Source organism: Leptolyngbya sp. AN02str (genome assembly GCF_050565595.1).
Lineage (GTDB): Bacteria > Cyanobacteriota > Cyanobacteriia > Elainellales > Elainellaceae > Kaiparowitsia.
Window position 1 is genome coordinate 147,983 of sequence record NZ_JBNXVR010000010.1, and the last position, 25,240, is coordinate 173,222.

General features: G+C 53.2%; 23 protein-coding genes. 14 read left to right on the forward strand and 9 right to left on the reverse strand.

From position 1 onward, the window contains the following. Window positions 1-277 precede the first annotated feature (277 nt). Both ACQ4M4_RS10295 and ACQ4M4_RS10300 read right to left on the reverse strand, forming a co-directional pair. Window positions 278-463, reverse strand: coding sequence for a hypothetical protein (locus tag ACQ4M4_RS10295; RefSeq protein ID WP_430684410.1), 186 nt, complete (start codon window positions 461-463; stop codon window positions 278-280). A gap of 89 nt (window positions 464-552) precedes the next feature. Then, a complete protein-coding gene (locus tag ACQ4M4_RS10300) occupies window positions 553-1,836 on the reverse strand; it encodes a CCA tRNA nucleotidyltransferase (RefSeq protein ID WP_430684411.1) in 1,284 nt (427 codons plus the stop codon). Between the two features lie 443 nt (window positions 1,837-2,279). Between ACQ4M4_RS10300 and ACQ4M4_RS10305 the strand changes: the two genes are divergently transcribed. Genes ACQ4M4_RS10305 through ACQ4M4_RS10315 form a run of 3 tightly spaced genes read left to right on the forward strand, consistent with a single transcriptional unit; the run spans window position 2,280 to window position 6,414 of the window. Continuing rightward, a complete protein-coding gene (locus ACQ4M4_RS10305; protein ID WP_430684412.1) occupies window positions 2,280-2,564 on the forward strand; it encodes a Ycf34 family protein in 285 nt (94 codons plus the stop codon). A gap of 15 nt (window positions 2,565-2,579) precedes the next feature. Then, window positions 2,580-4,538, forward strand: a complete 1,959-nt coding sequence (locus ACQ4M4_RS10310) for a protein kinase domain-containing protein (RefSeq protein WP_430684413.1) — start codon at window positions 2,580-2,582, stop codon at window positions 4,536-4,538. A gap of 16 nt (window positions 4,539-4,554) precedes the next feature. Beyond that, complete coding sequence (locus tag ACQ4M4_RS10315; RefSeq protein WP_430684414.1) at window positions 4,555-6,414, forward strand: protein kinase domain-containing protein; 1,860 nt, start codon at window positions 4,555-4,557, stop codon at window positions 6,412-6,414. Between the two features lie 37 nt (window positions 6,415-6,451). Here ACQ4M4_RS10315 and ACQ4M4_RS10320 read toward each other — a convergent pair whose 3' ends face one another. Continuing rightward, complete coding sequence (locus ACQ4M4_RS10320) at window positions 6,452-7,156, reverse strand: bifunctional 4-hydroxy-2-oxoglutarate aldolase/2-dehydro-3-deoxy-phosphogluconate aldolase (protein WP_430684415.1); 705 nt, start codon at window positions 7,154-7,156, stop codon at window positions 6,452-6,454. 68 nt (window positions 7,157-7,224) lie between these two features. Here ACQ4M4_RS10320 and ACQ4M4_RS10325 point away from each other — a divergent pair, with 68 nt between their 5' ends. Both ACQ4M4_RS10325 and ACQ4M4_RS10330 read left to right on the forward strand, forming a co-directional pair. After that, on the forward strand, window positions 7,225-7,785 hold the full coding sequence (locus ACQ4M4_RS10325; RefSeq protein ID WP_430684416.1) for a TMEM165/GDT1 family protein: 561 nt from the start codon (window positions 7,225-7,227) through the stop codon (window positions 7,783-7,785). Between the two features lie 51 nt (window positions 7,786-7,836). Further along, window positions 7,837-8,151, forward strand: coding sequence for a TMEM165/GDT1 family protein (locus tag ACQ4M4_RS10330; RefSeq protein WP_430684417.1), 315 nt, complete (start codon window positions 7,837-7,839; stop codon window positions 8,149-8,151). A 106-nt stretch (window positions 8,152-8,257) separates the two neighbouring features. Here the strand turns inward: ACQ4M4_RS10330 and ACQ4M4_RS10335 are convergent, their stop codons facing one another. Continuing rightward, window positions 8,258-8,770 (reverse strand): hypothetical protein, encoded by a 513-nt coding sequence (locus ACQ4M4_RS10335; RefSeq protein ID WP_430684418.1) that lies wholly within the window; start codon window positions 8,768-8,770, stop codon window positions 8,258-8,260. 279 nt (window positions 8,771-9,049) lie between these two features. Between ACQ4M4_RS10335 and ACQ4M4_RS10340 the strand changes: the two genes are divergently transcribed. Next, on the forward strand, window positions 9,050-9,328 hold the full coding sequence (locus ACQ4M4_RS10340) for a hypothetical protein (protein ID WP_430684419.1): 279 nt from the start codon (window positions 9,050-9,052) through the stop codon (window positions 9,326-9,328). Between the two features lie 70 nt (window positions 9,329-9,398). Here ACQ4M4_RS10340 and ACQ4M4_RS10345 read toward each other — a convergent pair whose 3' ends face one another. Continuing rightward, a complete protein-coding gene (locus ACQ4M4_RS10345) occupies window positions 9,399-10,856 on the reverse strand; it encodes a PLP-dependent aminotransferase family protein (protein WP_430684420.1) in 1,458 nt (485 codons plus the stop codon). Window positions 10,857-11,073: 217 nt separating this feature from the next. Here ACQ4M4_RS10345 and ACQ4M4_RS10350 point away from each other — a divergent pair, with 217 nt between their 5' ends. From ACQ4M4_RS10350 to ACQ4M4_RS10375, 6 genes are all read left to right on the forward strand, one after another. After that, a complete protein-coding gene (locus ACQ4M4_RS10350; RefSeq protein WP_430684421.1) occupies window positions 11,074-11,346 on the forward strand; it encodes a hypothetical protein in 273 nt (90 codons plus the stop codon). A 404-nt stretch (window positions 11,347-11,750) separates the two neighbouring features. After that, a complete protein-coding gene (locus ACQ4M4_RS10355; RefSeq protein ID WP_430684422.1) occupies window positions 11,751-12,548 on the forward strand; it encodes a PhzF family phenazine biosynthesis protein in 798 nt (265 codons plus the stop codon). Between the two features lie 233 nt (window positions 12,549-12,781). Next, window positions 12,782-12,970 (forward strand): hypothetical protein, encoded by a 189-nt coding sequence (locus tag ACQ4M4_RS10360; RefSeq protein WP_430684423.1) that lies wholly within the window; start codon window positions 12,782-12,784, stop codon window positions 12,968-12,970. 177 nt (window positions 12,971-13,147) lie between these two features. Continuing rightward, entirely contained in the window at window positions 13,148-13,582 is a 435-nt protein-coding gene (locus ACQ4M4_RS10365; RefSeq protein ID WP_430684424.1) for an NUDIX hydrolase, read from the forward strand. Window positions 13,583-13,726: 144 nt separating this feature from the next. Continuing rightward, window positions 13,727-14,716 carry an ABC transporter ATP-binding protein gene (locus tag ACQ4M4_RS10370; RefSeq protein ID WP_430684425.1) on the forward strand — a complete coding sequence of 330 codons (990 nt, stop codon included), beginning with the start codon at window positions 13,727-13,729 and terminating at the stop codon, window positions 14,714-14,716. A gap of 127 nt (window positions 14,717-14,843) precedes the next feature. Further along, on the forward strand, window positions 14,844-15,644 hold the full coding sequence (locus ACQ4M4_RS10375; protein ID WP_430684426.1) for an ABC transporter permease: 801 nt from the start codon (window positions 14,844-14,846) through the stop codon (window positions 15,642-15,644). A 155-nt stretch (window positions 15,645-15,799) separates the two neighbouring features. Here ACQ4M4_RS10375 and ACQ4M4_RS10380 read toward each other — a convergent pair whose 3' ends face one another. Next, on the reverse strand, window positions 15,800-16,891 hold the full coding sequence (locus ACQ4M4_RS10380) for a DUF3616 domain-containing protein (protein WP_430684427.1): 1,092 nt from the start codon (window positions 16,889-16,891) through the stop codon (window positions 15,800-15,802). A gap of 27 nt (window positions 16,892-16,918) precedes the next feature. Between ACQ4M4_RS10380 and ACQ4M4_RS10385 the strand changes: the two genes are divergently transcribed. Continuing rightward, window positions 16,919-19,141 (forward strand): primary-amine oxidase, encoded by a 2,223-nt coding sequence (locus tag ACQ4M4_RS10385; RefSeq protein ID WP_430684428.1) that lies wholly within the window; start codon window positions 16,919-16,921, stop codon window positions 19,139-19,141. Between the two features lie 173 nt (window positions 19,142-19,314). Beyond that, on the forward strand, window positions 19,315-21,525 hold the full coding sequence (locus ACQ4M4_RS10390; protein WP_430684429.1) for an ATP-binding protein: 2,211 nt from the start codon (window positions 19,315-19,317) through the stop codon (window positions 21,523-21,525). A 244-nt stretch (window positions 21,526-21,769) separates the two neighbouring features. On the opposite strand, the gene lysS is transcribed toward ACQ4M4_RS10390, so the two are convergent. From lysS to ACQ4M4_RS10405, 3 genes are all read right to left on the reverse strand, one after another. After that, a complete protein-coding gene (gene lysS / locus ACQ4M4_RS10395; protein WP_430684430.1) occupies window positions 21,770-23,287 on the reverse strand; it encodes a lysine--tRNA ligase in 1,518 nt (505 codons plus the stop codon). A 119-nt stretch (window positions 23,288-23,406) separates the two neighbouring features. Further along, on the reverse strand, window positions 23,407-24,231 hold the full coding sequence (locus ACQ4M4_RS10400; protein ID WP_430684431.1) for an ABC transporter permease: 825 nt from the start codon (window positions 24,229-24,231) through the stop codon (window positions 23,407-23,409). Window positions 24,232-24,349: 118 nt separating this feature from the next. After that, complete coding sequence (locus ACQ4M4_RS10405; RefSeq protein WP_430684432.1) at window positions 24,350-25,027, reverse strand: hypothetical protein; 678 nt, start codon at window positions 25,025-25,027, stop codon at window positions 24,350-24,352. Between the last annotated feature and the right edge of the window lie 213 nt (window positions 25,028-25,240).

Below are 25,240 nucleotides of genomic sequence, written 5' to 3' on the forward strand. Positions count from 1 at the left end.
ACTTCATCCGAACAACGGAGGGTTGAATGATTGTTAGCGCCCAAAAAATCATTCAACTGCGTCAGTTCTGCCCCATTTGGCTAACCTCAGAAAAGCCCATTTTTGCGGGCACGACGCGCACGCAAAAATGGGCTTTCCACCTTATTCAAAACTCAGGTTAGCTAGCGTCATTTTTTTGGAACTTGATACAAAAGTTTGTGCATGAAAACCAAGTTCTCATGCACAAACTTTTGCAAAGTCTCGCGATCGCACTGAAGATACAGCTAACGACCAACCGTTAGTCTGCTGCACCTTCAGATGTGCTGGACTGATCCTGCTCTTGATCCTCGTCTTGAGGGCCACCGCTACCAGGACGACCTCTACGGAAGTTGTTGCGACCCGAGCCGCTCCGCTTACGGAATTTCCGAGCATATTCCAAGTTGCGCAGTGCTTTTTCTTTTTTGGGATTGCGGCGTTTAGCCATTCTTGACCTCGTTGATAGTGGTATTCTGCAAAAAATTACTCGCAAAACTAACATCTTACCATTAGAGCGAGCCTTCAAACTGTGCGACGTTAAGACGATGTCGCCCAATTGCCCAGATGGTGCTGCTGCCTTGCAAACTCCAATGCCTCTTGTGCATTGGTCACAATTCCTTCAGCCTGGGCAAGCTGAATCGCCTCCAGCAGTTTTCCAATGTGGGGGCTGGGGGGCAATTGCAGTGCCGTCATCAGATCGCGTCCCGTAATGGGAGCCTGGGGGTGGGCAATGGGATCGTTGGGGGTCAGAAAGTGGTGAATGAGCACAGCGATCGCCTCTAGGGGAATGCCATGGGCCACCGCCAACAGCACCACCGCCGGAAACGTTGGCCCCACCTGTTGAAAGAACAGGTACTGATCCTTGGCCAATGCAGGCACTTGGGTTGCCAAATCGATGAGATCGGGCAGATGCCGAATGGCCGTCAGCACCGATTGAATTTCGGCACGGCTGTACTTCAGATGGCGCAGCTCTTGCTCAGCCAGGGGCACCTCAACCGTGGTTAAGGTTGCAAGCTTGGCAACCCGCACCCAACTGCGCCCCGCACCCGACACCTTGTGCTGGTCGCGCAGCCAACCCATCAGCTCGTTGCCAAACTGGGGCCACCGCTCGGCCAGGGCGATCGCACCATGGTCGATTGCGGCAAGTTGCTGCAACCGACTGGCCGTTACATGGGGCAGCCAGCTCTCCAAAAGGCCGTCTTCCCAAGCCAGGGCCAAAAATGGCGTACCGCTAGCCGTGCTCAGCAAATAGTTAATTTCCGCCTGCACCCGCTCAGAGGCAATCAGCCGCAGCGAATCTGCCAGGTTTTGAATGGTAAACCGGGTTTCGGGCTCTAGAGTAAAGCTGAGCTGTGCCGCCTGCCGATAGGCCCGCAGCAGCCGCAGCGGATCCTCCTTGAGGTTTTCGGGCGCAATCATACGGATTTGGCGACGTTGCAGATCGGCATAGCCCTGCAACGGATCGATAATGGCATCTGTCACAGGGTTGTAGGCGATCGCATTCACCGTAAAGTCGCGCCGCAGCAAGTCGGCCTCCAGGGTATCGCCCACCTGTTGGGCAAAATCCACCGTCGCCGCGCGAAATACCACCCGCGCAATCTGCCGTTCTTCATCCAGCAGCACAAAACCCGCACGAAAATGGGTGGCGATCGCCCGTGCCGTTTCCACCGCACCCTGCGGCATCACAAAATCGAGATCGAGATAGTCAGCCTGTCGGCCTAGCAGCGCATCGCGCACATTGCCCCCTACCAAGTAGGACGCAGGCGGCAGCCACTCCAAACCAAAAGGCCAGGTTTGGGGCGACAGAACAGAGCATTGCACCAGAGAATCGTTCAGTTGAATCAAGCTTTCGTTGGATGGGAATAACAATAATTTGGAAGTCGCCCTGCAACCAATTGCGGCGACTGAGAAACCGGGAAATGAGCCTTGGTCAATTTATCGCGAGAGGGGGTAGCCAGGGAAGCGATCGCGACGATGCACGAAGCGGGGTTGATTTCGGCGACATTTGGAGCGGAGGACAACCAGCCAAACATCGAGTTGCCATCGTCTTGACTGAAGCAAAGAACCCAAAAGCAAAGGAAAGAAATGAAGTCTTCCCCTTTCACTATCCCTCACATTGATGCCAGCACACATCATGCTGCGGGTGCCATTTCATTTTGCAACATTCCCCCCAGGGCCAACCCTGTTTTTCAGGAACATGAGTTAGAGTAGCAAAAAAGGTTTACAGAAGTGTGCCACGGCACAAAGTTCGCGAGGGTCTTGCGATGTGTATTTGCGTCAACTGCGCCTACGTCGATCGCTGCACTACCTACCACGAAGTAGAGCGGCTGCATCAGCAAGCGCATTTAACCGATCGCCCCAATTTTGAAGCCGTAAACCCCAGCATTAACTACAATTTAAAATTGCCCGAAGTGGTGGTAACCGACGATGGGCAGATCACCCAGCAGGGCGACTTTAGCGAAGAGTATGACGTGGTGGGTTGTGATAGCTTTACCGCTGATATGGGCAGATGGTCGCGGCTGCGGCCCGGTGAGCTGGTGCCAACCTGATCGTTCTAATCCTGCATGAGTCATTGCTTCAATCCAACGTGCCCACAACCTGTTAATGAGCCTACGGCGCAGTTTTGCCAAAGTTGCGGATCGTCTCTGGTGTTGGGCGATCGCTATCGGGCATTGCAGGTATTGGGACAGGGGGGCTTTGGCAAAACATTTTTGGCTGTCGATATCACGCAGAATCCACCGCAAACCTGCGTCATCAAGCAATTTTTGCCAGTGCAGCAGGGCGAATCCGTTCGGCGCAAAGCCTCGGAGCTATTTCGGCAAGAAGCCGAGCAGTTGAAAGAGCTGGGAAGTCATCCGCAAATTCCCACCCTCTATGCCTATCTGGAAGTCGAAGACTTTCAGTACTTGGTGCAGGAATTCGTCCGGGGGCAAACGCTAGAGCAAGAACTGAAACAGGAAGGGCCATTTAGCGAAATCAAAATTTTGCGTTTGCTGAATGACCTGCTGCCCATCTTGCAGCTATTGCACGACCATCAAATTATTCACCGCGACATTAAACCCACCAACCTCATTCGCCCCAATTTGGAAGATCCCACCGCGCCCGATGTGGTTTTGGTGGACTTTGGCGCATCCAAGTATGCCACCCGCGAGGCCATGGCCCGCACGGGTACGCTCATCGGTAGTGCAGGCTATGCCGCACCCGAACAGGTGATGGGTCGAGCTGAGTTTGCCAGCGATCTCTACAGCATGGGGGTAACCTGCATTCACCTGATGACGGGGCTGCATCCCTTTGACCTGTACTCACCTGCCGATGATGCCTGGAACTGGGAGCAGTATTTGCCTCAGCCCGTGGATGCTCGACTGGTGCAAGTGTTGAACAAGCTGCTGAAACGAGCCACCAATCAGCGGTTTCGCTCGGCGGCGGCAGTGTTGAAGGCGTTGAATGCGCGCGATCGCCCGGTGGTGCGGCTTTCTTCGCGCTCAACAGAGTCCATGCCCTCGGTGGGGTCAGAGCTGGCGCTGATGCAGCGAGAAGCCGTTGCGCTCAACCCCGATCCTAGCCAAGCATCATCCGTAACCCCGGCTGGAGAGTGGACGTGTTACCGCACACTCACAGGCCATGAAGGCCCCATTACGGCGGTGGCGGTCAGCCCCGATGGGTTGCTCATTGCCACGGGCAGTACCGATCGCTCGGTTAAACTGTGGCATTTGGAAACAGGTCATTTGCTGCACACTTTTACGGGAAAATCGCTGTTGTCGCCGACGGGACATAGCGATCGCATTAGTGCGGTGGCCTTTAGTCCTGATGGTCGTACACTCATCAGCGGCAGCGACGATTGCCGGGTGATCTGGTGGGATATTGAAACGCGGCGGCGCATCTTTAGCCGCATGGGTCATGAATGGGTGATTTCGGCGCTTGCCACGAGCCAAAATGGGCAACTGCTGGCTAGTGGCGGCGGCGATGGGTTGGTAAACCTGTGGGATTTGGAAAGCGGCGAACCCATCGCCCGGTTGCACAAACATCGCGATCGCATCACCAGTATTTTGCTCAGCCCCGATGGGCAAACCCTAATCAGCAGCAGCTACGACTGCACCATTCGCCTGTGGGATCTGAAGAGCGATCGCCTGATTAGCACGCTGCGAGGCCATAGCGATCGCATCTCTAGCTTGGCGGTATCGCCCAACTGGCTAACGCTGGTGAGTGCTGGGTGCGATCGCACGCTGCGATTTTGGGACTTGAGCCAGGGCAAACAGGCCCAGTCCATTCTGGCTCATCGAGATGCCATCACGTGCCTAACACTAGCACCCCAGGGCCACGTACTGGCCAGCGGCAGCGAAGACAACCGCATCAAGCTATGGAACCTGCGGCAGGATGAAACTGGCAGCACCATCTTTACCGGAGAAAAGCCCAAATCCCTGGCCTATGGTTGGTCGGTGAGTGCGATCGCCTTTGGGCCAGATGGCCGCACCCTGGTGAGCGGTAGCGCCGACGAAACCGTGCGGATTTGGATTCAGGTGTAGGGAGCAGGAGCATTTCATGAGCTATTGCCTCAACCCAGCCTGCCCCAAACCCGCCAACCCGCCTAACACCAACTTTTGTCAAACCTGCGGCACCCGCCTACGACTGGGCGATCGCTACATGGCCTACCAGCCCCTGGGCGAAGGCAACTCCAGCCGCACCTTTGTGGGGGTTGATACCCAAAAACTGATCGATCCCCGCTGCATCATCAAACGCTATAGCGCCGGTGGAGATGAGGCCAAACTACGCCACGACATTGCCCGATTAGCCGAACTGGGCGACCATCCCCAACTGCCTGATGTACTGGCCTATTTTGAGCGACCCTCGCCGCCATCAGCCAATCCGCTCACGGCGGCACCCGCCACCCAACAGTTTTTGGTACAGGCATTTGTTGAGGGGCAAAGCTTGGCACAGCAGCTTCAAACGGCAGGCACATTCGATGAATTCCAAATTCGAGCGGTGTTGCGCTCGGTGCTGCCGGTGCTGCAATACCTACACGAACACGGCGTCATTCATCGAGATGTGAAGCCCGCCAACCTGATTCGCCCGAATGCGAACAGCGACCTGCTCATGCTGGTGGACTTTGGAGCCGTCAAGTTTTCTACCCAATCGTCTCTGGCACGAACCGGAACCCTGATGGGCAGTGCCGAGTATGCCGCGCCAGAGCAGCTTATGGGCAAGGCCACCTTTGCTAGCGACCTGTACGGCCTGGGCACCTCGTGCCTGCAACTCATCACGGGTCTGTCGCCCTTCAACCTGTTGGATAGCGCCAATGGGCTATGGCACTGGCGCAGTGTGGCGGTAGGCATTAGCAACGATCTGGGCCATCTGCTCGATCGCTTGGTGGCCCTGAATTTGAGCGATCGCTACCAAACCGCAGCCGATGTACTGCGCGATTTGGGCGGTTCTCCAACTCAAGTTCGCCTTGCGGCCAGTTGGCAAAAGCCTGTGTGGTCTACGGTTTCGGCTCATTCTCAATTACCGCCCTGGCAATGCACAACCACCGTTGAAATCGGGGCAAATTTGACGACGATCGCGCTTCTGCCTCAGTCATCCCTTGTCGCCATTGCGAGCGATCGCACTCTACATCTGTGGGATCTGGAGCGAGGAGAGCCCCGATGGAAATTTGAGGGACATTTGCACACGGTCACCAGCCTAGCCGTCACGCCCGATGGTTCCATGCTGATAAGCGGCAGTCTTGATCGCACCTTGCGCCTGTGGGATGTAAAAACAGGCCAAGTGAAGCACACCTTCGAAGGCCATACCGATGGGGTTACTGCCATTGCGCTCGATCCTGGGCGATCGCACCTGGTGAGCGCCAGCCGCGACAAAACCCTGCGCCTGTGGGATTTGGAATCTGGCGCACTGCTGCACACCTGGATCGGCCATACCCAAGCCATTGAAGCGATCGCCCTGCATGCCGAGCAGCAAACCCTGCTAAGCGGGGACGCCGCCGGAACCCTCAAGCTGTGGCACACCGAAACCCGCGAACTGTTGCGCACTCTGCCCAATCACGCTGCTCGCATCAGTGCCGTTGCGATTACCGCTGATGGTCAAACCACCATCAGCGGCAGTTGGGATGTGACGGTGCAGCTGCGTCAACTCCACACCGGGGCCCTGCAACACACCCTCACCGGGCAAACCCTGCCCGTGAGTGCGATCGCCCTCAGTTCCCAGCGCCCTCTGCTTGCGGTTGCCAGCCACGACCGCACCCTCACCCTTTGGAACATCCCCACCGGGAAAACCGTTAGCGCCCTTCCTGCGCAACAGGAAGTAGTTATGGCGATCGCCTTCACTCCCGACAACACCCTCATCACCGCCACTCGCACCGGACTCATCCAACAATGGCAAACGGCTGAAGAGAGGTCATCCAACTGAATTCAGCTAGTTCGTTCTAAACAGTGAACAACACCGCTCAACTGTGGGGTGCCAATGCATAGGGCCGCACCGACTCCATTAGCCATGCGGCTTGCGCCGTAATTTGCGCCCAATCCTGTAGAGCGATCGCCCGTGAAGGAAACAACTGCCCCGCCAGCCCCACGGCCACAGCACCCGCCGCCAAAAACTCGCTGGCGTTTTCTAACGTCACCCCTCCCGTAGGAATCAACGGAATTCCTTCCAGCGGTGTTTTGATGCATTTGAGATAGTTCACCCCACCCACCGTTTGAATGGGAAACACCTTCACACAGGCAGCCCCCGCTTGCCATGCCGTCACAATCTCGGTTGGGGTGAGGGCACCCGCCACCATGGGCACTCCCGCCGCCACCGCCACCCGAATTAATTCAGGATTGGTGTGCGGCGTAAACAAAAACTTGGCTCCGGCGGCGATCGCCCGTTCTACATCTGCTGCTGTTAGCAACGTTCCCGCCCCAATCGTGCAATGGGGCAACCGCTGCCGCAGTTGGTTAATTAGCCATTCGGGGCGATCGCTATTCCACGTCACTTCTAAAAGCTGCATGCCACCCGCCGCCACGGCTGCCGCCATGCCCAACCCCTGGCTCGCTTCTCCCGCCCGAATCACCGCGATCGCCCGATGTTGCTGCAACTGCGCCAGCCAACCCGCCTGACCCCGCACCGACGACCCAGACGGGTGAGTAGATAGATGCAAAGATTGATGCATGAATCTGTTTGCCTTTCTTAACCAACTTGGAGATAATGAAAAGAAAATGAAATGACGCGAGATTGCCAGTGAATCTTAGCCCTAATACCTCTGCCTCATCCACCGTTGAATCTGCGACCGCGTTGGAACGTGAAGCGCTTGAGCTTGAAACAGCATTTCATATGGATAGCTCTGGTATCGAGGGCAGTTCATCCCAAGTTGATGCCCATTCTACGTTGCCAACGCAGCGCCCAACGGGTTCGCTTGTAGACTCGCCAGTTGTAGACTCATCAGCTGTAACAGTGGTGGCGATCGCTCCACAAGCCGATGCCTCTCACATGGCCCATCATCATGCAGAGCTAACCTGGCAAGCCGAGCTGAAGATTTTTCTCTCCACCTTTGCCACCATCTTTTTGGCCGAAGTCGGCGACAAAACCCAAATGACCGTCCTGCTGATGAGTGCCGAATCCAAATCACCCTGGACGGTGTTTGTCGGGGCGGGTGCGGCTCTCATTGCGACCAGCTTGTGCGGTGTGTTGTTGGGGCGTTGGTTGGCTCAGCGCATTCCTCCTCAAACCCTAGATCGCGCTGCTGGCGTGTTGCTGCTGGGCATTTCGGCGCTATTGCTGCTTGATGTTCTAGGCCACTAGTTCTAGGCCACTAATGGCTTTAGCCACTCAAGACTTCACAAGGATATATCGATGAACTTACAACTGCTTGGCTTGGCCTTTGTCACCGTTTTTATCTCCGAGCTTGGAGATAAAAGCCAGCTCGCCGCGATCGCGCTGGGCGGTAGCAGCAAATCGGTACGAGCCGTGTTTTTGGGAACTTCGGCAGCGCTGGTTGTGGCAAGTTTTTTTGGCGTGTGGCTGGGCGAAGGTGTGGGCCACTTGTTTCCGGCACATTGGGTCAAGCTGGCAGCAGCAGTGGGGTTTGCCATTATGGGAGTGCGCCTGCTGCTGCTACGTGAAGCGGATAACGCTGAAACTGAAGAGGCTCTGGATGAACGAGCTTGATAGGCAAAGAGCCGTTTAGCCAATTATCAAAACTGTTATAGAGCCAGCGATCGCACCAGAATTACGCACAATTGCCGAATTCCAATCTTTAACACTTGGCAAGTAGCTAAGAGTTGGCAGGCTTGGTTACCTGACGATACAAAAACTGGAGTAGCCAAGCCCCCAAAGCAAGTTTGAGAACCTCTAGCCCAAAGTAGCCACCATGCATCCAGTTCATGGTGCTGGGAACCGTGGCATGGGGAGCAAATAGATCAAGCTGTATGCCTAGCGCACTCATTTCGGGAGCGAGCGCATAGGTCAACACCATGGGAATGGACATCAGCAGCACTGCCACCGCCACCATGACCCAGCGCTCCTCTGGCGACCACATCCGGGTTGCCAACAGAAGAATGCCCGTTAGCGCGATCGCCCCACACAATAACTCCACTCGGTTAAAGATCCAAAACAACGAGTAGCCTGTAGCGGCAAAGCCCGCATCGGTCAACATGCCCGTGGCATAAAGTCCCGGCATCATCAAGCAATCCATAAACAAACTCGCGCTTAGCCAAAATGCCAGCGTCGCCATAATGACGGTTTGCCAACGGCGGGGATTGAACTCTGCAACTTTAATTGCATCCATAGTTAAATTGCGCTTAAATCGCGTGAATTCCTTACTTTCAGCTTACTGAATCTCCTATGCCGAAAGTATGAATTATCGTATCAAACAAACAGAACTGCGATCGCTCAATCCCTTACCCAGCAATACCTTGAACCACTCCTAAGACAAATTGTTTCAAAATCATACTAATTGTGTACAACAAACGGCGGATGGATTTCCGCTAAGTGGCCAACGCCCAATTTCTAACAGTTACCTAGTCTAGAAAGAGCTACAGCAAACTAAACAGAAGATATCGCCGTTATGCATGAGCCTTGCTTTCGAGAATTTTACCGAGGCTGGATGATTGAAATTGAGCTGGAGGCGGATGCATATCGTGGGGTTGGTTATTCCCCAGCGCGGCTATGTCTAAGTACCGAACGGCTCTATACCAACGAGCTGCTGGCCATTAGTACCCTCAAAGGCTTGATTGACCGCCATATTGCCTGTCGCCAGGTTTCTCTGCTGCTGCGCGATCTGTACGAATCGGAGAAGATCGCGTTTGATGAGTGGCGATCGCTCACCCACTCTCTCGCGTCTTAGTTTTGGTGGGCTAGCCTTGCTAGATACCATACCCACTGCCCCACCCACTGCTAGGCCGAACGTTCGCCTTCTACTGCGCCTCATCAAGATAGCGGCGAATCAAGCCACCCAGCACAGAGATGCCCCGCTCAATTTTGTCGGGATCTTGTGAAAAATTGATACGCAATGCCGGATAGCCCTGCTGATTGGGAAAAAAGCCAGAGCCAGGGGTAATCATCACCTGTTGCTGAGCCGCTTCGTGACAGAGCTGCTGCATCGGCACCGACTCAGGCAGCGTCACCCACAAAAAGGTGCCTCCCGTCGGCACGGTCCACTTCGCTTCTGGAGGAAAGTATCGTTCTAAAGCAGCCAGCATGGTGTTTCGGCCCTGAAGGTTGCACATGCGCAGCGAGGTCAGGTGTCGGCGGTAGTGCCCCGAGGCCAAAAATTCACTCACAATCGTTTGGGATGCGGTAGACGCACACAAATCCATCAGCAGCTTGGACTCTAGCAGCGGTTGATATGCATCACCTGTGGCCACTAGGTATCCCACCCGTAGCCCAGGCATCAGCGTTTTTGAAAAGGTGCCCGCATAGATAACTAACGATTGATCATCCAGCGCTTTGATGGGAGGTGGCACAGCCTCGAAGCTCAACCCTTCATAGGCGTTGTCTTCCAAAATGGGGCACTGGTATTGGGCGGCGATCGCCAGCATTTCCTGCCGATGAGCCATAGAAGTCGTGATGCCCGTAGGGTTGTGTAGGGTGCTCATGGTGTAAATCAGCACAGGACGATGGCTATGCAAATATTGCGCCAGAAGCGATAGGTTCATGCCCTCCTTGGTCATAGGAATGCCAATGATTCGAGCGCCCAACTGTTGCAAAATGGCCAACGCACCATAGTAGGTTGGGCTTTCCACAATCACCCAATCTCCTGGCTGAATGTAGTGCCGCATGGTTAGGGCAATGCCCTGCATCGAGCCATTGGTAACGATTAGATTTTCGGGAGAAATTTCTAGCCCCTGCTGAATCATCAGTTGGGCAATTTGTTTTCGCAGGGTGAGCTGCCCCTGCGGCAAATCGTAGAAATAGAGCGTGTTGCTGCTTTGCTTGAGGGCACGACGAGCAATGCGCTGAGCATTTTCCATCCCCACAGGATGGGTAAACCCTGAGTTAAACATCACCATATCGCTGGTTTCTGGGGTGCGAATGGCAGTCATGTAAAAGTCAAAATAGGAAATTTCGCCCGAGTTGGGAATGATGACATCCTGGGTTGGAGCAAACGTACTTTCGGGATGAGCCGTTTCCACTCGCGGCTGGCACACAAAGTAGCCTGCTCCAGCGCGGGCATAAATTAACCCCTCGGCCTCTAGCACGCCATAGGCTTCAATCACCGTTAGCTTGTTGACCTGAGCATTTTCGGCTAGGGTGCGAATCGAGGGCAACCGATCGCCCGGTTGTAGCGCACCCGATTCAATCAATCGCCGAATACGCGAGCGAATTTGTTGGTAGACGGGTTGGGGCGATCGCCGGTCGAGAGGAATTTTCACAGCTCAAACACCCAAAAAATTGCGACAGACTTTCATGATGATGCCAATATACGCAATGCGCTGCGGTTTGGGCTGGTACAATTTCCTGTTTTTTGGGTAGACCAGTTGCAAAAATATGAAACCGTACTAGTTGAAGTTGGCAAATGTGTACCTTATCAACTGAATTTGTGATGAGCGATAGTGAGCCTGTGCTACTCACGAACCTCACTTCACTGCTATGAAAGCCAACCTACAATTTCAACGCTCTTCTTCATTTTCCGATCGGCGTGAACTACTCAAATTGCGCACCCCAGCCCCTAAGAAATGGCAACAGTATCTTGATCGTGCGATTTGTTTTTTGAGCGGCAATCGCGAGCCTGTGATTCGACGAACATACGCAAAAACGGGCGAAATGCTGTGGATTGTTACAGACCCCGCAAGTTCCCAAAGCCAAACATTTTGCTCTGAAACAGAGGTGCGTGTGTGGCTAGAACAGCGGTATCGCGCGTGATGCTGGCATGGGAATGCACTCTGAGCAATTAGGTAGACGAGTGGCGCGATCGCTCTAGCCCACCCAAGGCAGCACCATCTCAGACCGTGCATTCCCAAAAATTGCTAACCACTGACAAAAAACGGTGCTTCCTAACACCTGTTAGAGGCCAACGTTATTGGATATTTATTGCATGCTTATTGTTCAACAGGATTCCTATGCAGTAGATTTTGTGAAATTTTTATTCGCCCATCATGGCTATTTTTTCTAGAAAAATTCACTCGATTGAATCATCCAATCGGGTGAAGAAATATTTGAAATGAATCCGTTTTGAAACACCATTTTTGTTAAAATTTCTTTCGATTGATCATCGGCAAACTCAACCATAACAATCGCACGTTCTCAACAAGGTTAGGTGTAGGTACATGGGACTCAAGATTGTTCAAGTGGATGCATTTACAAGCCAACCGTTCGCGGGAAATCCAGCAGCCGTTTGCGTCTTGCCAGAACCCAAGGGCGATCGCTGGATGCAGCAAGTGGCTCAAGAAATGAACCTATCGGAAACCGCATTTTTGCTAAAGCAGGGAGATGGGTTTACGCTGCGATGGTTTACGCCTATGGTCGAGGTCGCTTTGTGTGGTCATGCAACCCTGGCAAGTGCCCACACCCTCTGGAGCGAGGGACACTTAGCTCCAGAGCAAGAGGCCCGTTTTCACACCCGTAGTGGCCTGCTTACGGCTCGGCGCGATGCCGACTGGATTGAACTCAACTTTCCGGCCACTCCATGCGAACCCACGCAGGCTCCCACCCCATTATTGGAATCGCTGGGCATCGCGACGGCCAAGTTTGTTGGCAAAAACAAGTTTGATTACCTTATTGAGGTGGAGTCTGAGGCGGTGGTTCGTCAGCTCCAGCCGGATTTTACCCGCTTGAGAACTTTGCCAGTGCGTGGGGTGATTGTCACCAGTCGCGCTGATGCTGACTCGGAGTTCGACTTTATTTCACGATTTTTTGCACCGGGTTCTGGAATTAATGAAGATCCGGTGACAGGTTCGGCCCACTGCACGTTGGCCCCATATTGGCGCGATCGCCTCAATCAATCCACCTTTTTGGCCTACCAAGCCTCGGCGCGGGGTGGGGTGTTGAAGATAGGTATAGAGGGCGATCGCGTGTTGCTGCGTGGTCAAGCCGTCACGGTTATGCGGGCTGACCTGTTGGCCTAATCCAGCAAAACTCAAATTCTCGTTCGGACTTACGCGCTTCATGCGAAAAATCAGTTAACTGCGTAAGTCCTGCCTTGTATGGGAAAAGGCTCCAGCTTTGGATCAACCAAGTATGAGACCTACTCATGGTCATGATGCAAGCTGGTTTTTGTATCACAAGTTACGAATCGTTAGGATAAGAGTGTTACAACAGACGACACGCATTGATTCATCTGAATCTAAGGAGCGACACCATGAAACGCAATCAAACATCTACATCTTCACAATGGAAGGCCGCTCGCCTCATTGGCTTGAGCAACAGCCTGGAAGGAGCATTTGGCGTGGGTGTCAACACAGATCATGAAAACCAGGACGAGTGGACGACTGAATCGCTGGTGCGCATGAGTCAGGCTAAGGGTCGCGCTTATTTTCCTGGCCTGTAGGGGTTTTGCTCGAGCGGCCTGCCATTGAGTAAATTGGCGGCGGTTTGGTTACAGTTTGAATCTCTTTGAAGCTTTTTGTTTCTATCGCTACGCACTATGGCTGCGTAGCGATTTTTTGGATCAAAATCTAAAAGCGATGCTTTCACGTCAACCATTCAACCCAAGTGATCTTCAGTGATGAGTTCGGCAGACACCCCCTCCATTCGAGTTTTGGCTTTGGGATTCGTCATTCATGGCGATCGCACCCTTGTAGCCGAAGTGCAAGACATTGTGAAAAATGAGCGCTGCTATCGATCGCTAGGAGGCGGTGTGGAATTTGGTGAAACCAGCTTGGAGGCACTCCATCGCGAGTTCGCAGAAGAAATTCGCGCAGAGCTGACGGATGTTCACTACCTCGGCTGTGTCGAAAACCTGTTTCACTACAATGGCAAGCCCTACCACGAGGTCATTCAGGTCTATCGATGTTGCCTTGCAGATCCAACCCTGTACGAGCTGCCGCTCATTGCCGGGGTCGATAGTACCGGGCCATTTGTCGCCCATTGGATTGAGTGCGATCGCTTTCGTACTCAAGAGTTGCGCCTAGTTCCCGAAGCATGTTTACAGTGGCTATAGCGCTTTATCCAAGCTTTATCCAAGTTAGACCAGTCATCGCGCCGCTCATTTGCAGACCAGGCACCCGGCCAAAAACCACCCATCGGAGTTAGTAAACCCGTTTATAGAACCGCTAAGCTGAACAAAGCTACTTTGGTCTCTGCAATGTCGCCCATCATTACCGTCGATCGCCTCGGCAAAATTTACCCAGTTGCAGTAAAAGAGCCAGGGTTAAAAGGTACCCTAAGCCATTTCTTTCATCGCCAATATCGCAACATTGTGGCGGTACAAGATGTGTCATTCACTATTGAACCGGGTGAGATTGTGGGCTTTTTAGGCCCCAACGGTGCAGGCAAAACGACAACGCTCAAAATGCTAACGGGCCTCATTCATCCGTCTAGCGGGCAGGTGCGTGTTGCTGGGCAAATACCATTTCAGCGCAAAGAGGCATTTCTGCGCACCATTACCTTAGTCATGGGCCAAAAACAGCAGCTCATTTGGGATTTGCCAACGCTCGATTCACTCCGCATTAATGCAGCGGTGTATGGTATTCCCGATCGCGAGTTTCGGCAACGGGTAGGAGAACTAGCGGATATGCTGTCGCTTCAAGAGCAGTTAACTCAGCCGGTGCGCAAACTGTCGTTGGGCCAGCGAATGAAAGCAGAATTATTGGCGGCGCTGCTGCATCGTCCCAATGTGCTGTTTTTGGACGAACCAACCTTGGGATTGGATGTGAATGCTCAAACCAACGTGCGCGACTTTTTGCGCGACTACAACCAAAAATATGGGGCTACGGTGCTGCTCACCAGTCACTACATGGCCGATATCACCGCATTGTGTAAGCGAGTGTTGATGATTCACCAGGGTCGATTAATCTACGATGGTGGGCTAGATCAGTTACTGGAAACCTTTTCGCCCTGTCGGGAAATTACGGTCGAATTGGCGCAAGAGCGTTCTGTACAGGCCCTAACCTCGTTTGGGCAGGTGCAATCGGTCGAGGGTCGTGTGGCCCACTTTATCGTGCCGCAGGAAAAGCTGACTCACACCATTTCGCGACTGTTGGCAGAACTGGATGTGGTGGATTTAACCGTGACCGACCCGCCGATTGAGGATGTGATTGGTCAAGTGTTTGCGTCGGGCGCAGTCGCAACATAATGGGTTGGCAATAGGGTGGCGATACGTTGTGCAAGATGACGTGGCGATCGCTCCTCTTAATTCCACGAATCATCCTTCAGCAAATTGCCCAAATTGAAACTTGCATTCCACAACGCTTCTAACTGCCATGCAAAATTCCATTCGTTCTTTTTGGCGCAAAGCTAGCACCCTGCTCACGGTGTACTACGCCTACATGGTGGAGTATCGGGCTGAGTTGCTGCTGTGGGTGCTGTCGGGAACATTGCCTTTGATTTTGATGGGAGTGTGGGTTGAGGCCTCTCGCCAAACGGATTTGGGGTTGTCATCTCTGGAGTTTGTTCGCTACTTTTTGGCCGTGTTTTTGGTGCGGCAGTTCAGTGTGGTGTGGGTAATTTGGGAGTTTGAACGAGAAATTGTCGAAGGTCGCTTATCATTTCGATTGCTGCAACCGCTGGATCCAGGCTGGCATCATTTCACGTCGCATTTGGCAGAACGATTTGCTCGCTTGCCATTCGCATTAGTGTTAGTGGCTTTGTTCTTTTTGCTCTATCCACAAGCGTTTTGGATACCAAGTGCTGGTTCGTTTGCCGTGTTTCTTTTAGCGGTATTTCTGGCGTTTGTGCTGCGGTTCGTCATGCAGTACACGTTTGCGATGCTCGCCTTTTGGATGGAGCGTGCAAACGCAATTGAGCAGTTTTGGTTTTTGTTTTATCTATTTTTATCGGGAATGATTGCGCCGCTGGAGATGTTTCCTCCGACGCTGCGTGCCATTGTGGAGTGGACTCCGTTTCCCTATATGATCCATTTTCCGGCGAGTTTGCTGTTGGATACGCCTGTAAATTTGGTGCAGGGTTTTGGCGTGACTCTCGTGTGGATTGGTCTATTTTTTGGGCTAAACCGTTGGCTGTGGCGCAAGGGACTGCGGCGCTATTCGGGAATGGGTGCTTAGGAGCGGATTTGTCGATTCATAGCGGCGATCGCCCACAACTCATCGCTCAAGCCCAATCGCTCACGGCTAATCGATCAAGATCGATCGCTTGCTGCCGTAACATTCAAATGAGGAGCACTCGTGAATTCGCCGTGTTCAGGAATACAGCGATAACCCTACAGCCGAAACACGTCGAGCAAGAGCGATCGCTGATTGGGAACGCGATTGGGAGCAGGATCATCATGGGCAATTAGCAACCCTTCAAAACCCAAATAGGGAAACAGCGTCATGCCTTCGGCTTTATCGCAGCGAGGATTGTAGGGCAGGTCGATAATGGCCGTTAGCTCTTTGTCTTCCTGGCTGATCAGGGTATCGCTGGGTTGATCTTGCACATCGCGCAGACGAAACACACGAGTTGCGCCGATTAAATCCATGGTGGCCCCTGCCAAAATCAGCAAGTCATCTCCATGCATACACAGGTCTCGAACGCCCAATCCGTCCAAATCAACAAACAGTTTTCTGTAGGGTTTGCCTGTGTCTTTAAATGTTTTGAGTTTTATCTCTCCCGACTTGCCATTGTGAATGCACAGCTCCAAAATGATGGCCCAACCGCGCAACACTGGCCCCCGCAACCCCAGGAAGAGGCGATCGCCCTGCACGGCTAATCCTTCTACATCAAACCCATTCTCCTTACTGGGCAAATCATTGGCCACAAAGGTTCCCAGGTGTTCATCTTCAGCCAACGCCTCAGTCAACACATTGCTGCCATCATCCGAAAAGGGCAGCCAGCCCGCCGACAGCGTTTTGTTTGAGTGATCGGGGTTCGGCGCGGTCATGTGTAGCTCGCCATCCACCAAGGGAATACGGGCCACAGTGTAGCGATTTGGCTCCGTTTTAATTTGCTTCAACCGTTTCAAGTCTTTTTCTGGCTTTTTGCCTTTGGGCTTTTTGCGCTTGGTACTATGCGATCCGGTCAGCCACAAGTAGCCGTCACGGTACTCCATCCCTTCGATATCAATCTCTTGATCCTCCACGGGCAAGGGCAAAAAATTGTGCAAGTTGCAGGAGTGATGTTTGCCAAAGGTGTAGGGAGCGATCGCCTGCAACCGTTCCACAGAGGCGAGTTCATCGGACCCTAACCACAGACTTCCATCAGGGGCGATCGCCACACCCGAAATATTGCCCTTCAGGTCCAAATCTGGATCATCAAATTGCACCAACACGCGACCCAGCAAAAATGCGTCGGCTCCCATTGCGTCGGTTCCCATGATTCCTCCTTGCCATCGTGCGCTTGTGTGAATGCAATCGCCCACGGGCTTTCACCTTCTCCCTACCCTAACGAATTCAACGTCCGCTTCTCTCCCTCCATTCGAGGGATTTTGGTCGAGCCTGGAGAAATTTCTAAGCGATCGCATCCTGGCAAACGCCCACCCCAAAACCCAAAATCCAAAACCCAAAAGCCCAAACCATCCTCCGCCAAACCTTACGACTTGTTGTTCATCACACCCCCATTCCCCAATAAATCGTTTAGCGTAGTCAATTGTGTTACTCCGCTAGCGCTGGGCACATCCCAGCCAATACCTTGTATGACAACGACTCACGATTTTGTGCCATCCTCCACTCACTCGGGGCTGCATCCCCTAGAGCCGCTGACCGCCGCCGAAATTGAACGCGCTGTGGCGATCGCCCGTCAGGAAAAAGGGCTAGGCGCCAGCGTCCGGTTCCCCTGCGTGACCCTGCACGAACCGCCCAAGGCCGCGGTATTGCGGTACCAACCCGGCGACCCTATCGAGCGCGAGGCATTTTTGGTGCTGCTAGACAACGCCACAAACCAGACCTATGAGGCGATTGTCTCCCTCACCCAAGACAAAATCACTGCTTGGACACACCTTCCCGGCATTCAGCCCAACATTATGGCCGATGAGCTGTCCGAAGCCGAAGAAGCCGTCAAGCGCCACCCCGACTTTCTCGCCGCATTGGAGAAGCGCGGCATCACCGACCTGGATCTGGTGGTCGTCGATCCGTGGGCACCGGGCAACTTTGGCTTCGAGGATGAAGTGGGCATTCGCCTCTCTCGCGCCATCTGCTACTTACGCGACAACCCCAACGGCAACTTCTACTCCCGCCCGATTGATGGCCTCATTCCCGTCATCAACCTCAACACTATGGAGGTCATCCGCATCGAAGATATGGGCATCGTGCCCGTACCGCCCGACCCCGGCGAGTACGAAGCGCAATTCTTCCCCAACATGCGCACCGACATCAAGCCCTTGCACATCACCCAGCCTGATGGCCCCAGCTTCACCGTCGATGGCCATCACGTTCGCTGGCAAAAGTGGGATCTCCGCATTGGCTTCAATCCCCGCGAGGGTCTTGTTCTATATCAAGTCGGCTACGAAGACCAGGGCCGACTGCGCCCTATTCTCTACCGCGCCTCCATGGCCGAAATGGTGGTGCCCTATGGCGATCCCCGCATCCAGCACTACCGCAAAAATGCGTTTGATATTGGTGAACACGGCATTGGTATGTTGGCCAACTCACTGAAACTGGGCTGCGACTGCCTCGGCGAAATTTTTTACTTTGATGGAGTCCTCACCGACAGTCGAGGCAACGTTTCCATTACTGAAAATGCCGTATGTATGCACGAAGAAGACTACGGCATTTTGTGGAAACACACCGACTGGCGGCGGGATAGTGTGGATGTGAGGCGATCGCGCCGTCTGGTCATCTCCTTCATTGCCACGGTGGATAACTACGAATACGGCTTCTTTTGGTACTTCTATCAAGACGGCACCATTCAATACGAAGTCAAACTCACCGGCATTTTGCTGTGTGGTGCCATGGCAGACCAGCCCAAGTTTGGTGTCGAAGTTGCCCCCGACCTCAATGCCATCAACCACCAGCACATCTTCTGCATGCGGTTGGACTTTGATGTGGATGGCGGCAACAACACCGTCTGCGAAGTCCACACCGAAGCCGAACCCATCGGCCCGGATAACCCCATGATGAACGGCTTCTACGCCGTGAGCACCCCGCTAACAACGGAGCAAGAAGCCCAGCAAATCATCGATCCGCTCTCGGGTCGCTACTGGAAAGTGATCAACCCCAGCATGAAAAATCGCCTCGGCCAACCCGTCGGCTTCAAAATTATTCCCGGCGAAAACATCCTGCCCTTTGCCCACCCCAATGCACCCATTCTCAAACGAGCCGGATTCATGAACAAGCACCTGTGGGTTACGCCCTATTCCGATGAGGAGCGCTACCCCGCTGGCAAATACCCCAACCAGCACCCCGGCGGCGAAGGCTTGCCTCAGTGGACTCAGGCCAACCGGGCGATCGACGATACGGATGTGGTCGTTTGGTACGTGTTTGGCCACCACCACATTCCCCGTCCCGAAGATTGGCCCATCATGCCAACGGCCTATTCTGGATTCATGCTCAAGCCGCTGGGCTTCTTTGATGCCAATCCTGCCCTGGATGTGCCGCCGAGCCAGCCGAAGCATGACAAGTGCCATTAAGGGCGTGGGGCACGACCAGTCTCATCGTGCCCTTACTCAACCAGGAATACTGGGCTTACGGGCGCTGCAAACGCAACAATTACAAAATTTTTGTAGGCCCGTACAGCCGAATTCTGCTCTCCTCCATGGGAGTTCTTGGGAATTCTAGTGACAAGCCTATATTTTCGGTTTGTATGGCAAGCTCTGGTGTTGGTTCTTCTCGAAAAGTTCCGCTACGTTTGGTTTTAATTGTTCCATTCGTGCTGGAAATCATTGCAGCCGTTGGTCTTACGGGATGGTTTTCGCTCCGAAACGGACAAAAAGCAGTGAACGAACTCGCCACGCAACTTCAAAGTGAAGTTTCAACCCGCATTCATCAACACCTGGATAGCTATCTCGCCATTCCAAAGCAGATCAATCAAACCAATACAGAAGCCATTCGGTTGGGGTTGCTGGATATCACCAATCCCACACAATTGGGTCGTACATTCTGGCAGCAAATTCAAACCTTTGAGTCAATTAGCTACATTTCCTTTGGGTCAGAGCAGAACGGGGGGTTTGTTGATGCCGGACGCCAGAGTGATGGAACCTTTGTCATTGAAGTGACAGAAAATTTTGTTGCAGGAGACTTTCTCATATACGCAACAGATGACCAGGCGAACCGCACAGAGCTGTTGAGCCGTAGCCCCGATTACGATCCAAGACTGCGCCCCTGGTATACCGATGCCATTGGCAAGAGCACGACCACCTGGAGCGAACCGTACTCCATGTTTCCGGATTTGATATTGGCCATAACGGCAATCACACCCATTTATCGGGGCGATCGCCAGCTGCAAGGCGTTTTAGCCACAGATGTCACCCTCGCAGGAATTAATGAATTCTTGCAAACGTTACAGATTGGCCAATCTGGGCAAGCCTTCATTGTTGAACGCTCTGGCCTGTTGATTGGCACATCCACCGACCAACTGCCTTTTGTGCAAGCGAAGCAGGGCCAGGAGCCAGAACGCCTCAGTGCCGCCGATATCAACGTTCCCCTAATCCAAACCACCACCCAGGAGCTGATCAAACGGTTTGGCGGGTTCCAGCAGATTCAGCAAAACCAGAATTTGACCCTGAACTTTGAAGGAACTCGGCAATTTGTTCAGGTGGTACCCTTTCGGGATGAGATGGGGCTGGACTGGCTCATTGTTGTCGCTGTACCCGAGTCGGACTTCATGGCCCAAATTAGTACCAACACCCGAAACACCATCCTGCTATGTTTGGCAGCTGCGATTCTTGCAATTTGGCTAGGCATTTTGACCTCACGCTGGATTGCCTATCCTCTGACTCGCCTCACCGAAGCCTCGCGAGCCTTTACCAACGGAGAGCTGGATCACAGCCTGGAGAATAGCCAAATTCGTGAATTCAGCATCCTGGCCGAATCTTTTGACGCCATGAGACGGCAGCTCCAGCAGTCGTTTGCCGCATTGGCCAACACCAACGCCCAGCTAGAAGAACGCGTTGAAGAGCGAACCAACGAACTGACGCAAACGCTGATCAACCTTCAGCGCACTCAGGCCCAGCTGATTCAAACCGAAAAAATGTCGAGTTTGGGGCAAATGGTCGCTGGAGTCGCCCACGAAATCAACAACCCGATCAGTTTCATTCACGACAATCTTGGCCACGCGGCTGACTATTCACAGCAACTCTTGGCGCTGGTGGAGCTATACCAACAGCAGTACCCACTGGCGACTCCCACCATTCAAGCCGCCATCGAAACCATCGACTTCCCATTTGTCAAGCATGATCTTCCCAGGTTGCTCAGTTCCATGAGTACCGGAACCGAACGGATTTCCGAAATTATTAAATCGCTGCGCAATTTTGCTCGGCTCGATGAGGCTGCATTTAAGGACGCTGATTTGCATGAGGGCATTAATAGCACGCTCATGATTCTGCAAAAACGGTTTAAGCGCATGCCCGCCTATGCCGATATTCAACTGAAGAAAGACTACGGGGAACTGCCGCTGATTGAATGTTATCCAGGTCAGCTGAATCAGGTGTTTATGAATTTGCTGACGAATGCGCTGGATGCGGTGGATGAACGAGATGCAATGCGATCGCCCGATGCGATACAAGCTGAGCCCGGTTACGTGTGGATCAGCACAGAGGCTGATCCCGATGGGTGGGTCATGATTCGGGTGCAAGACAACGGTGCAGGGATGAGCGAAAAAACGCGATCGCGCTTATTTGATCCCTTCTTCACCACCAAGGCCATTGGCAAAGGAACAGGCTTAGGTCTGGCGATCGCCTATCAAATTGTTGTGGATCGGCACGGTGGCCACATTGAGTGCCAGTCAACCCAGGGCAAGGGCACCGAATTTATCGTCAAAATTCCGGTACGGCAAACTTTTGCAACCAATGCTTAGTGGGCATTTGGCGATTTATCACAACCTAACTACGCCCCGGAAGCAGCCTCATGAGGCTTCCGCATAAATCGTGGCGAGGTTCAGCCTCGCCACGATTTATGTTTCAAAACGTGAGCTATGAACAAGCTGAAGTGTCCATTCTTGCGTGCGTGTTGCGCGACAAAAATGGGCTTTTCTGAGGTTTTCAAACAGCCATTCGTGCAGGAGGTCTATTTTGAGAGCTATCCTTTGGCTCAAAGCGCTCTTACTCTTCGCCTTCGCTCTCTTTTTCGGGTTTGAGAAGTGGAAAGGCGATGACATCGCGGATGCTAGCCGAATCAGTGAGCAGCATCACCAAGCGATCGATGCCAATCCCCAAGCCAACCGTGGGTGGCAAACCATACTCCAGCGCCAGCACAAAATCTTCGTCCACATTATGAGCTTCCAGATCGCCTGCGGCCTTGCGAGCTGCCTGTGCCTCAAACCGTTGCCGCTGGTCGATGGGATCGGTTAACTCCGAGAAGCCGTTGGCCGTTTCCCGACCCACCATAAATAGCTCAAACCGCTCCACTAATCCCGGCTTGCTGCGATGGGGTTTGGCCAGAGGCGAAATTTCCACCGGATAGTCGGTAATAAAGGTTGGCTGAATCAGGTTGGGTTCCACCGTCTGCTCAAAGGCTTCGTTCAGCACGCGGCCAATGGAATCACACTTGTCCAGGTTGTAGATTCCCGCTGTCTTCGCTGCCGCCTTTGCCTCCTCCAGCGTAGAGAATTGAGCAAAATCAATACCTGTGCTGTCCTTCACAGCGTCATGCATCGTGACGCGACGCCAGGGCGGAGTCAAATCCACATCCTGACCTTGGTAGGTTAGCTTCAGCGATCCCACAACCTCTTGCGCCACATGCACAATGAGCGTTTCCGTGAGCTCCATCATGTCGTGGTAGTCGCCGTAGGCCTGGTAAACCTCAATGGAGGTGAACTCAGGGTTGTGCCGAGTGGAAATGCCCTCATTACGGAAAATGCGCCCAATCTCAAACACGCGCTCAAAGCCGCCTACCACCAACCGCTTCAGGTGCAGTTCCGTGGCAATCCGCAGAAACAGATCCATTTCCAGCGTATTGTGATAAGTCACAAAGGGGCGCGCATCGGCTCCCCCCGCCTCACTCTGCAACACAGGCGTTTCAATTTCCAAAAAGCCGCGATCGCTCAAAAAACGACGAATTCCTGTCGTAATTAACGCTCGCTTGCGGAACGTATCCCGCACCTCCGGATTCACGATCAGGTCAACGTACCGTTGGCGATAGCGCTTTTCTACATCTGTGAGACCGTGCCACTTATCGGGCAACGGTTGCAGCGACTTTGTCAAAATGCCGTACTGACTCACCTTAACCGAGAGTTCGCCCTTCTCTGTTCGCTTGAGAATGCCGCGCACCCCCAAAATATCGCCCGCATCTGTCAGCGACTTGAGGTGCTCAAAAGCATCGGCATCCACCTCGGCCATGCCATCCTGAATCGTTTTCTTATCCAAATACAGCTGAATCGTGCCCGTTTCATCTTGCAAGGTAAAGAAGGCAAGCTTGCCAAACACCCGCCGATTCATAACGCGTCCAGCGATCGCCACCTCATCTTCGGCCTCGGCCCCATTCTCCAGATCGGCGTATTTCTCCTGCAACTCCGCCGCATGGTGCGTCACATCCCACCGATACGCATAGGGATTAAAGCCCAGCTCTCGCAGCGTTTGGGCTTTTTCAAGACGAGTTGAACGCAGATCGTCAGAAGACATAAAACCTAAAACACTAAATAAAAGAAAACAACAAACCAGCTAAACCCAAACCCCGACTAGAACCGGGCAACCTCCACCCGACTCCCTTCCCGAAACCCCTAGCCCCTAACTCCTAATCCCTAGTCCTTCTGGTGAGAAAACTGATACGCTCCCACCGCTGAAAGGGCGATCGCAATTAGCAGCAGCACCGGAATACTGTACCAGGGAAAGCGCGTCAATGGTTCATAAACGGCCGCTCGTAATCCCGTGCTGGTGTAGGTCAACGGCAACAAGTACACAACCCCCTTTAAGACCAGCGGCAACGTTTGCGGATCAAAGAAGGTGGCCCCCAAAAAGGACATCGGCACAATCAAAAAGTTGTTGAGCAGCCCCACCCCTTCTAGGGACTTAACATTGAGCCCCACAATCACACCCAGGCCAGCAAACACAGCGCAATTGAGCACCAACACCAGCAAAAACAATGGGCTAATGAAATTCCAGTTGCGGGTAAACAGGAGGGCGATCGCAATCACCGAGGCCGATGTCATCAGTCCACGCACCACACCCGCCAGCATCTTGCCCAAAAACAGCGCCAGGGGATGCACTGGCAGCAGCAACACCTCCTCAAAGGTTTTGCTATACAACCGTTCACCACAAATCGAGAACGTCGTACCGCCAAAGCTAATCGTCATGGACGACAGCGCCACCATTCCCGGCAAAATGAACTGAAGGTAGTTCTCGCCCGAAGGAGGCGTCATCGCGCTATCCAACGCACTTCCTAGCCCCAGCCCAAACGCCAGAATGTAAATGAGTGGCGATACCAAACCCGACGCAATCACCTGAGGCGCACGCACCCGCAAGTCAAGCCAGTCACCCCAAAACACCGTCAAGCTGTCGGTAAAAATATTGCGCACCAAAGATTTGCGCGGCACAGAGCCAGAGGAAACAGAAGGTTGAAAAGCCACAGGAACAACAATATAGGAATCACTTCCTACAATTTTGACATTTCTTTACGCAGAAACCTGTGGTTTGCTCCAAGTTCAGTAGGCTGGCCCTCAAGTCGCAACCTGGGCCAGTACTTATTTAATTCCTGGAGGCAACCGTAATCCGCCAGTCATTTCCGCTTTTTTGAACGTGAAGTTCGGGCATGGACTGAAGCACCCCGACCAATTTCAGCCCAGGACATACATTTTGGAGCACCGCTCGAATTGGCTGACCATACAGCGCACCAAACGTTTGGCTTAACGCTGCAATGGTGACAAATTCTCGATTCGCGGTGAGATGTGTGGCGATCGCCACCAAGGCTTGCTGCAGATCCGTAGCAGACGCGATCGCAGAAGGTCCGCCATACGTTTGGGTAGGCTGGGGCACGGTTTTGAACACTGGCCTGGATCGAAAGGGTTGGATTCGTTTTCGTGAACCAGAATTTGGCTTTGCCGGAAGACATTGTGGACTAAGTGGACTAACCCAAACCACAGCATTCAGAAGCGCTACATAAAACTCTCCGGGCACAGGTGTGGAATACAGCGCGAACCGTCCGCTTTGCCGAAGGAGGCTCTTGATATCTACAGCCTTCTCTTGCATGTGAAGCAGAACCTCAAGAGATTGGCCGTACTTTTGAAAGCAGTAATTCGTTAGCTTAGACACATGAACCCAAGCATTACCATTCACACGAGATTCCAGAACGATGACATCTTCGAGTTCTACCAACAAGGATTGAACACGTAAAGCAGAGGACGGATCTACAGCAGATTCATCCATGTTCTCAAGCAACCTCTTCTAGCAATGTAGTGATCCATAGCTACAGAGGCAGGAGCATGTGTTGCACGATACCTAGAGTGTGGATAACCCTACCCACAACACCAATACACCAGATTTAGTGGGCTTGCGTCAGTCCTGATCGTGTCACTGGGAGGCTCGTTCACACGATAGCCATCAACATCAACGTGCGTAGCTAGCCAAACTTCCTTGACC

Coding starts and splice junctions, on each gene's coding strand:
- ACQ4M4_RS10295 (WP_430684410.1), bottom strand. CDS start 463: ATGGCTAAACGCCGCAATCCCAAAAAAGAAAAAGCACTGCGCAACTTG.
- ACQ4M4_RS10305 (WP_430684412.1), top strand. CDS start 2,280: ATGTGTATTTGCGTCAACTGCGCCTACGTCGATCGCTGCACTACCTAC.
- ACQ4M4_RS10310 (WP_430684413.1), top strand. CDS start 2,580: ATGAGTCATTGCTTCAATCCAACGTGCCCACAACCTGTTAATGAGCCT.
- ACQ4M4_RS10315 (WP_430684414.1), top strand. CDS start 4,555: ATGAGCTATTGCCTCAACCCAGCCTGCCCCAAACCCGCCAACCCGCCT.
- ACQ4M4_RS10320 (WP_430684415.1), bottom strand. CDS start 7,156: ATGCATCAATCTTTGCATCTATCTACTCACCCGTCTGGGTCGTCGGTG.
- ACQ4M4_RS10330 (WP_430684417.1), top strand. CDS start 7,837: ATGAACTTACAACTGCTTGGCTTGGCCTTTGTCACCGTTTTTATCTCC.
- ACQ4M4_RS10335 (WP_430684418.1), bottom strand. CDS start 8,770: ATGGATGCAATTAAAGTTGCAGAGTTCAATCCCCGCCGTTGGCAAACC.
- ACQ4M4_RS10340 (WP_430684419.1), top strand. CDS start 9,050: ATGCATGAGCCTTGCTTTCGAGAATTTTACCGAGGCTGGATGATTGAA.
- ACQ4M4_RS10350 (WP_430684421.1), top strand. CDS start 11,074: ATGAAAGCCAACCTACAATTTCAACGCTCTTCTTCATTTTCCGATCGG.
- ACQ4M4_RS10355 (WP_430684422.1), top strand. CDS start 11,751: ATGGGACTCAAGATTGTTCAAGTGGATGCATTTACAAGCCAACCGTTC.
- ACQ4M4_RS10360 (WP_430684423.1), top strand. CDS start 12,782: ATGAAACGCAATCAAACATCTACATCTTCACAATGGAAGGCCGCTCGC.
- ACQ4M4_RS10365 (WP_430684424.1), top strand. CDS start 13,148: ATGAGTTCGGCAGACACCCCCTCCATTCGAGTTTTGGCTTTGGGATTC.
- ACQ4M4_RS10370 (WP_430684425.1), top strand. CDS start 13,727: ATGTCGCCCATCATTACCGTCGATCGCCTCGGCAAAATTTACCCAGTT.
- ACQ4M4_RS10375 (WP_430684426.1), top strand. CDS start 14,844: ATGCAAAATTCCATTCGTTCTTTTTGGCGCAAAGCTAGCACCCTGCTC.
- ACQ4M4_RS10380 (WP_430684427.1), bottom strand. CDS start 16,891: ATGGGAACCGACGCAATGGGAGCCGACGCATTTTTGCTGGGTCGCGTG.
- ACQ4M4_RS10390 (WP_430684429.1), top strand. CDS start 19,315: ATGGCAAGCTCTGGTGTTGGTTCTTCTCGAAAAGTTCCGCTACGTTTG.
- lysS (WP_430684430.1), bottom strand. CDS start 23,287: ATGTCTTCTGACGATCTGCGTTCAACTCGTCTTGAAAAAGCCCAAACG.
- ACQ4M4_RS10405 (WP_430684432.1), bottom strand. CDS start 25,027: ATGGATGAATCTGCTGTAGATCCGTCCTCTGCTTTACGTGTTCAATCC.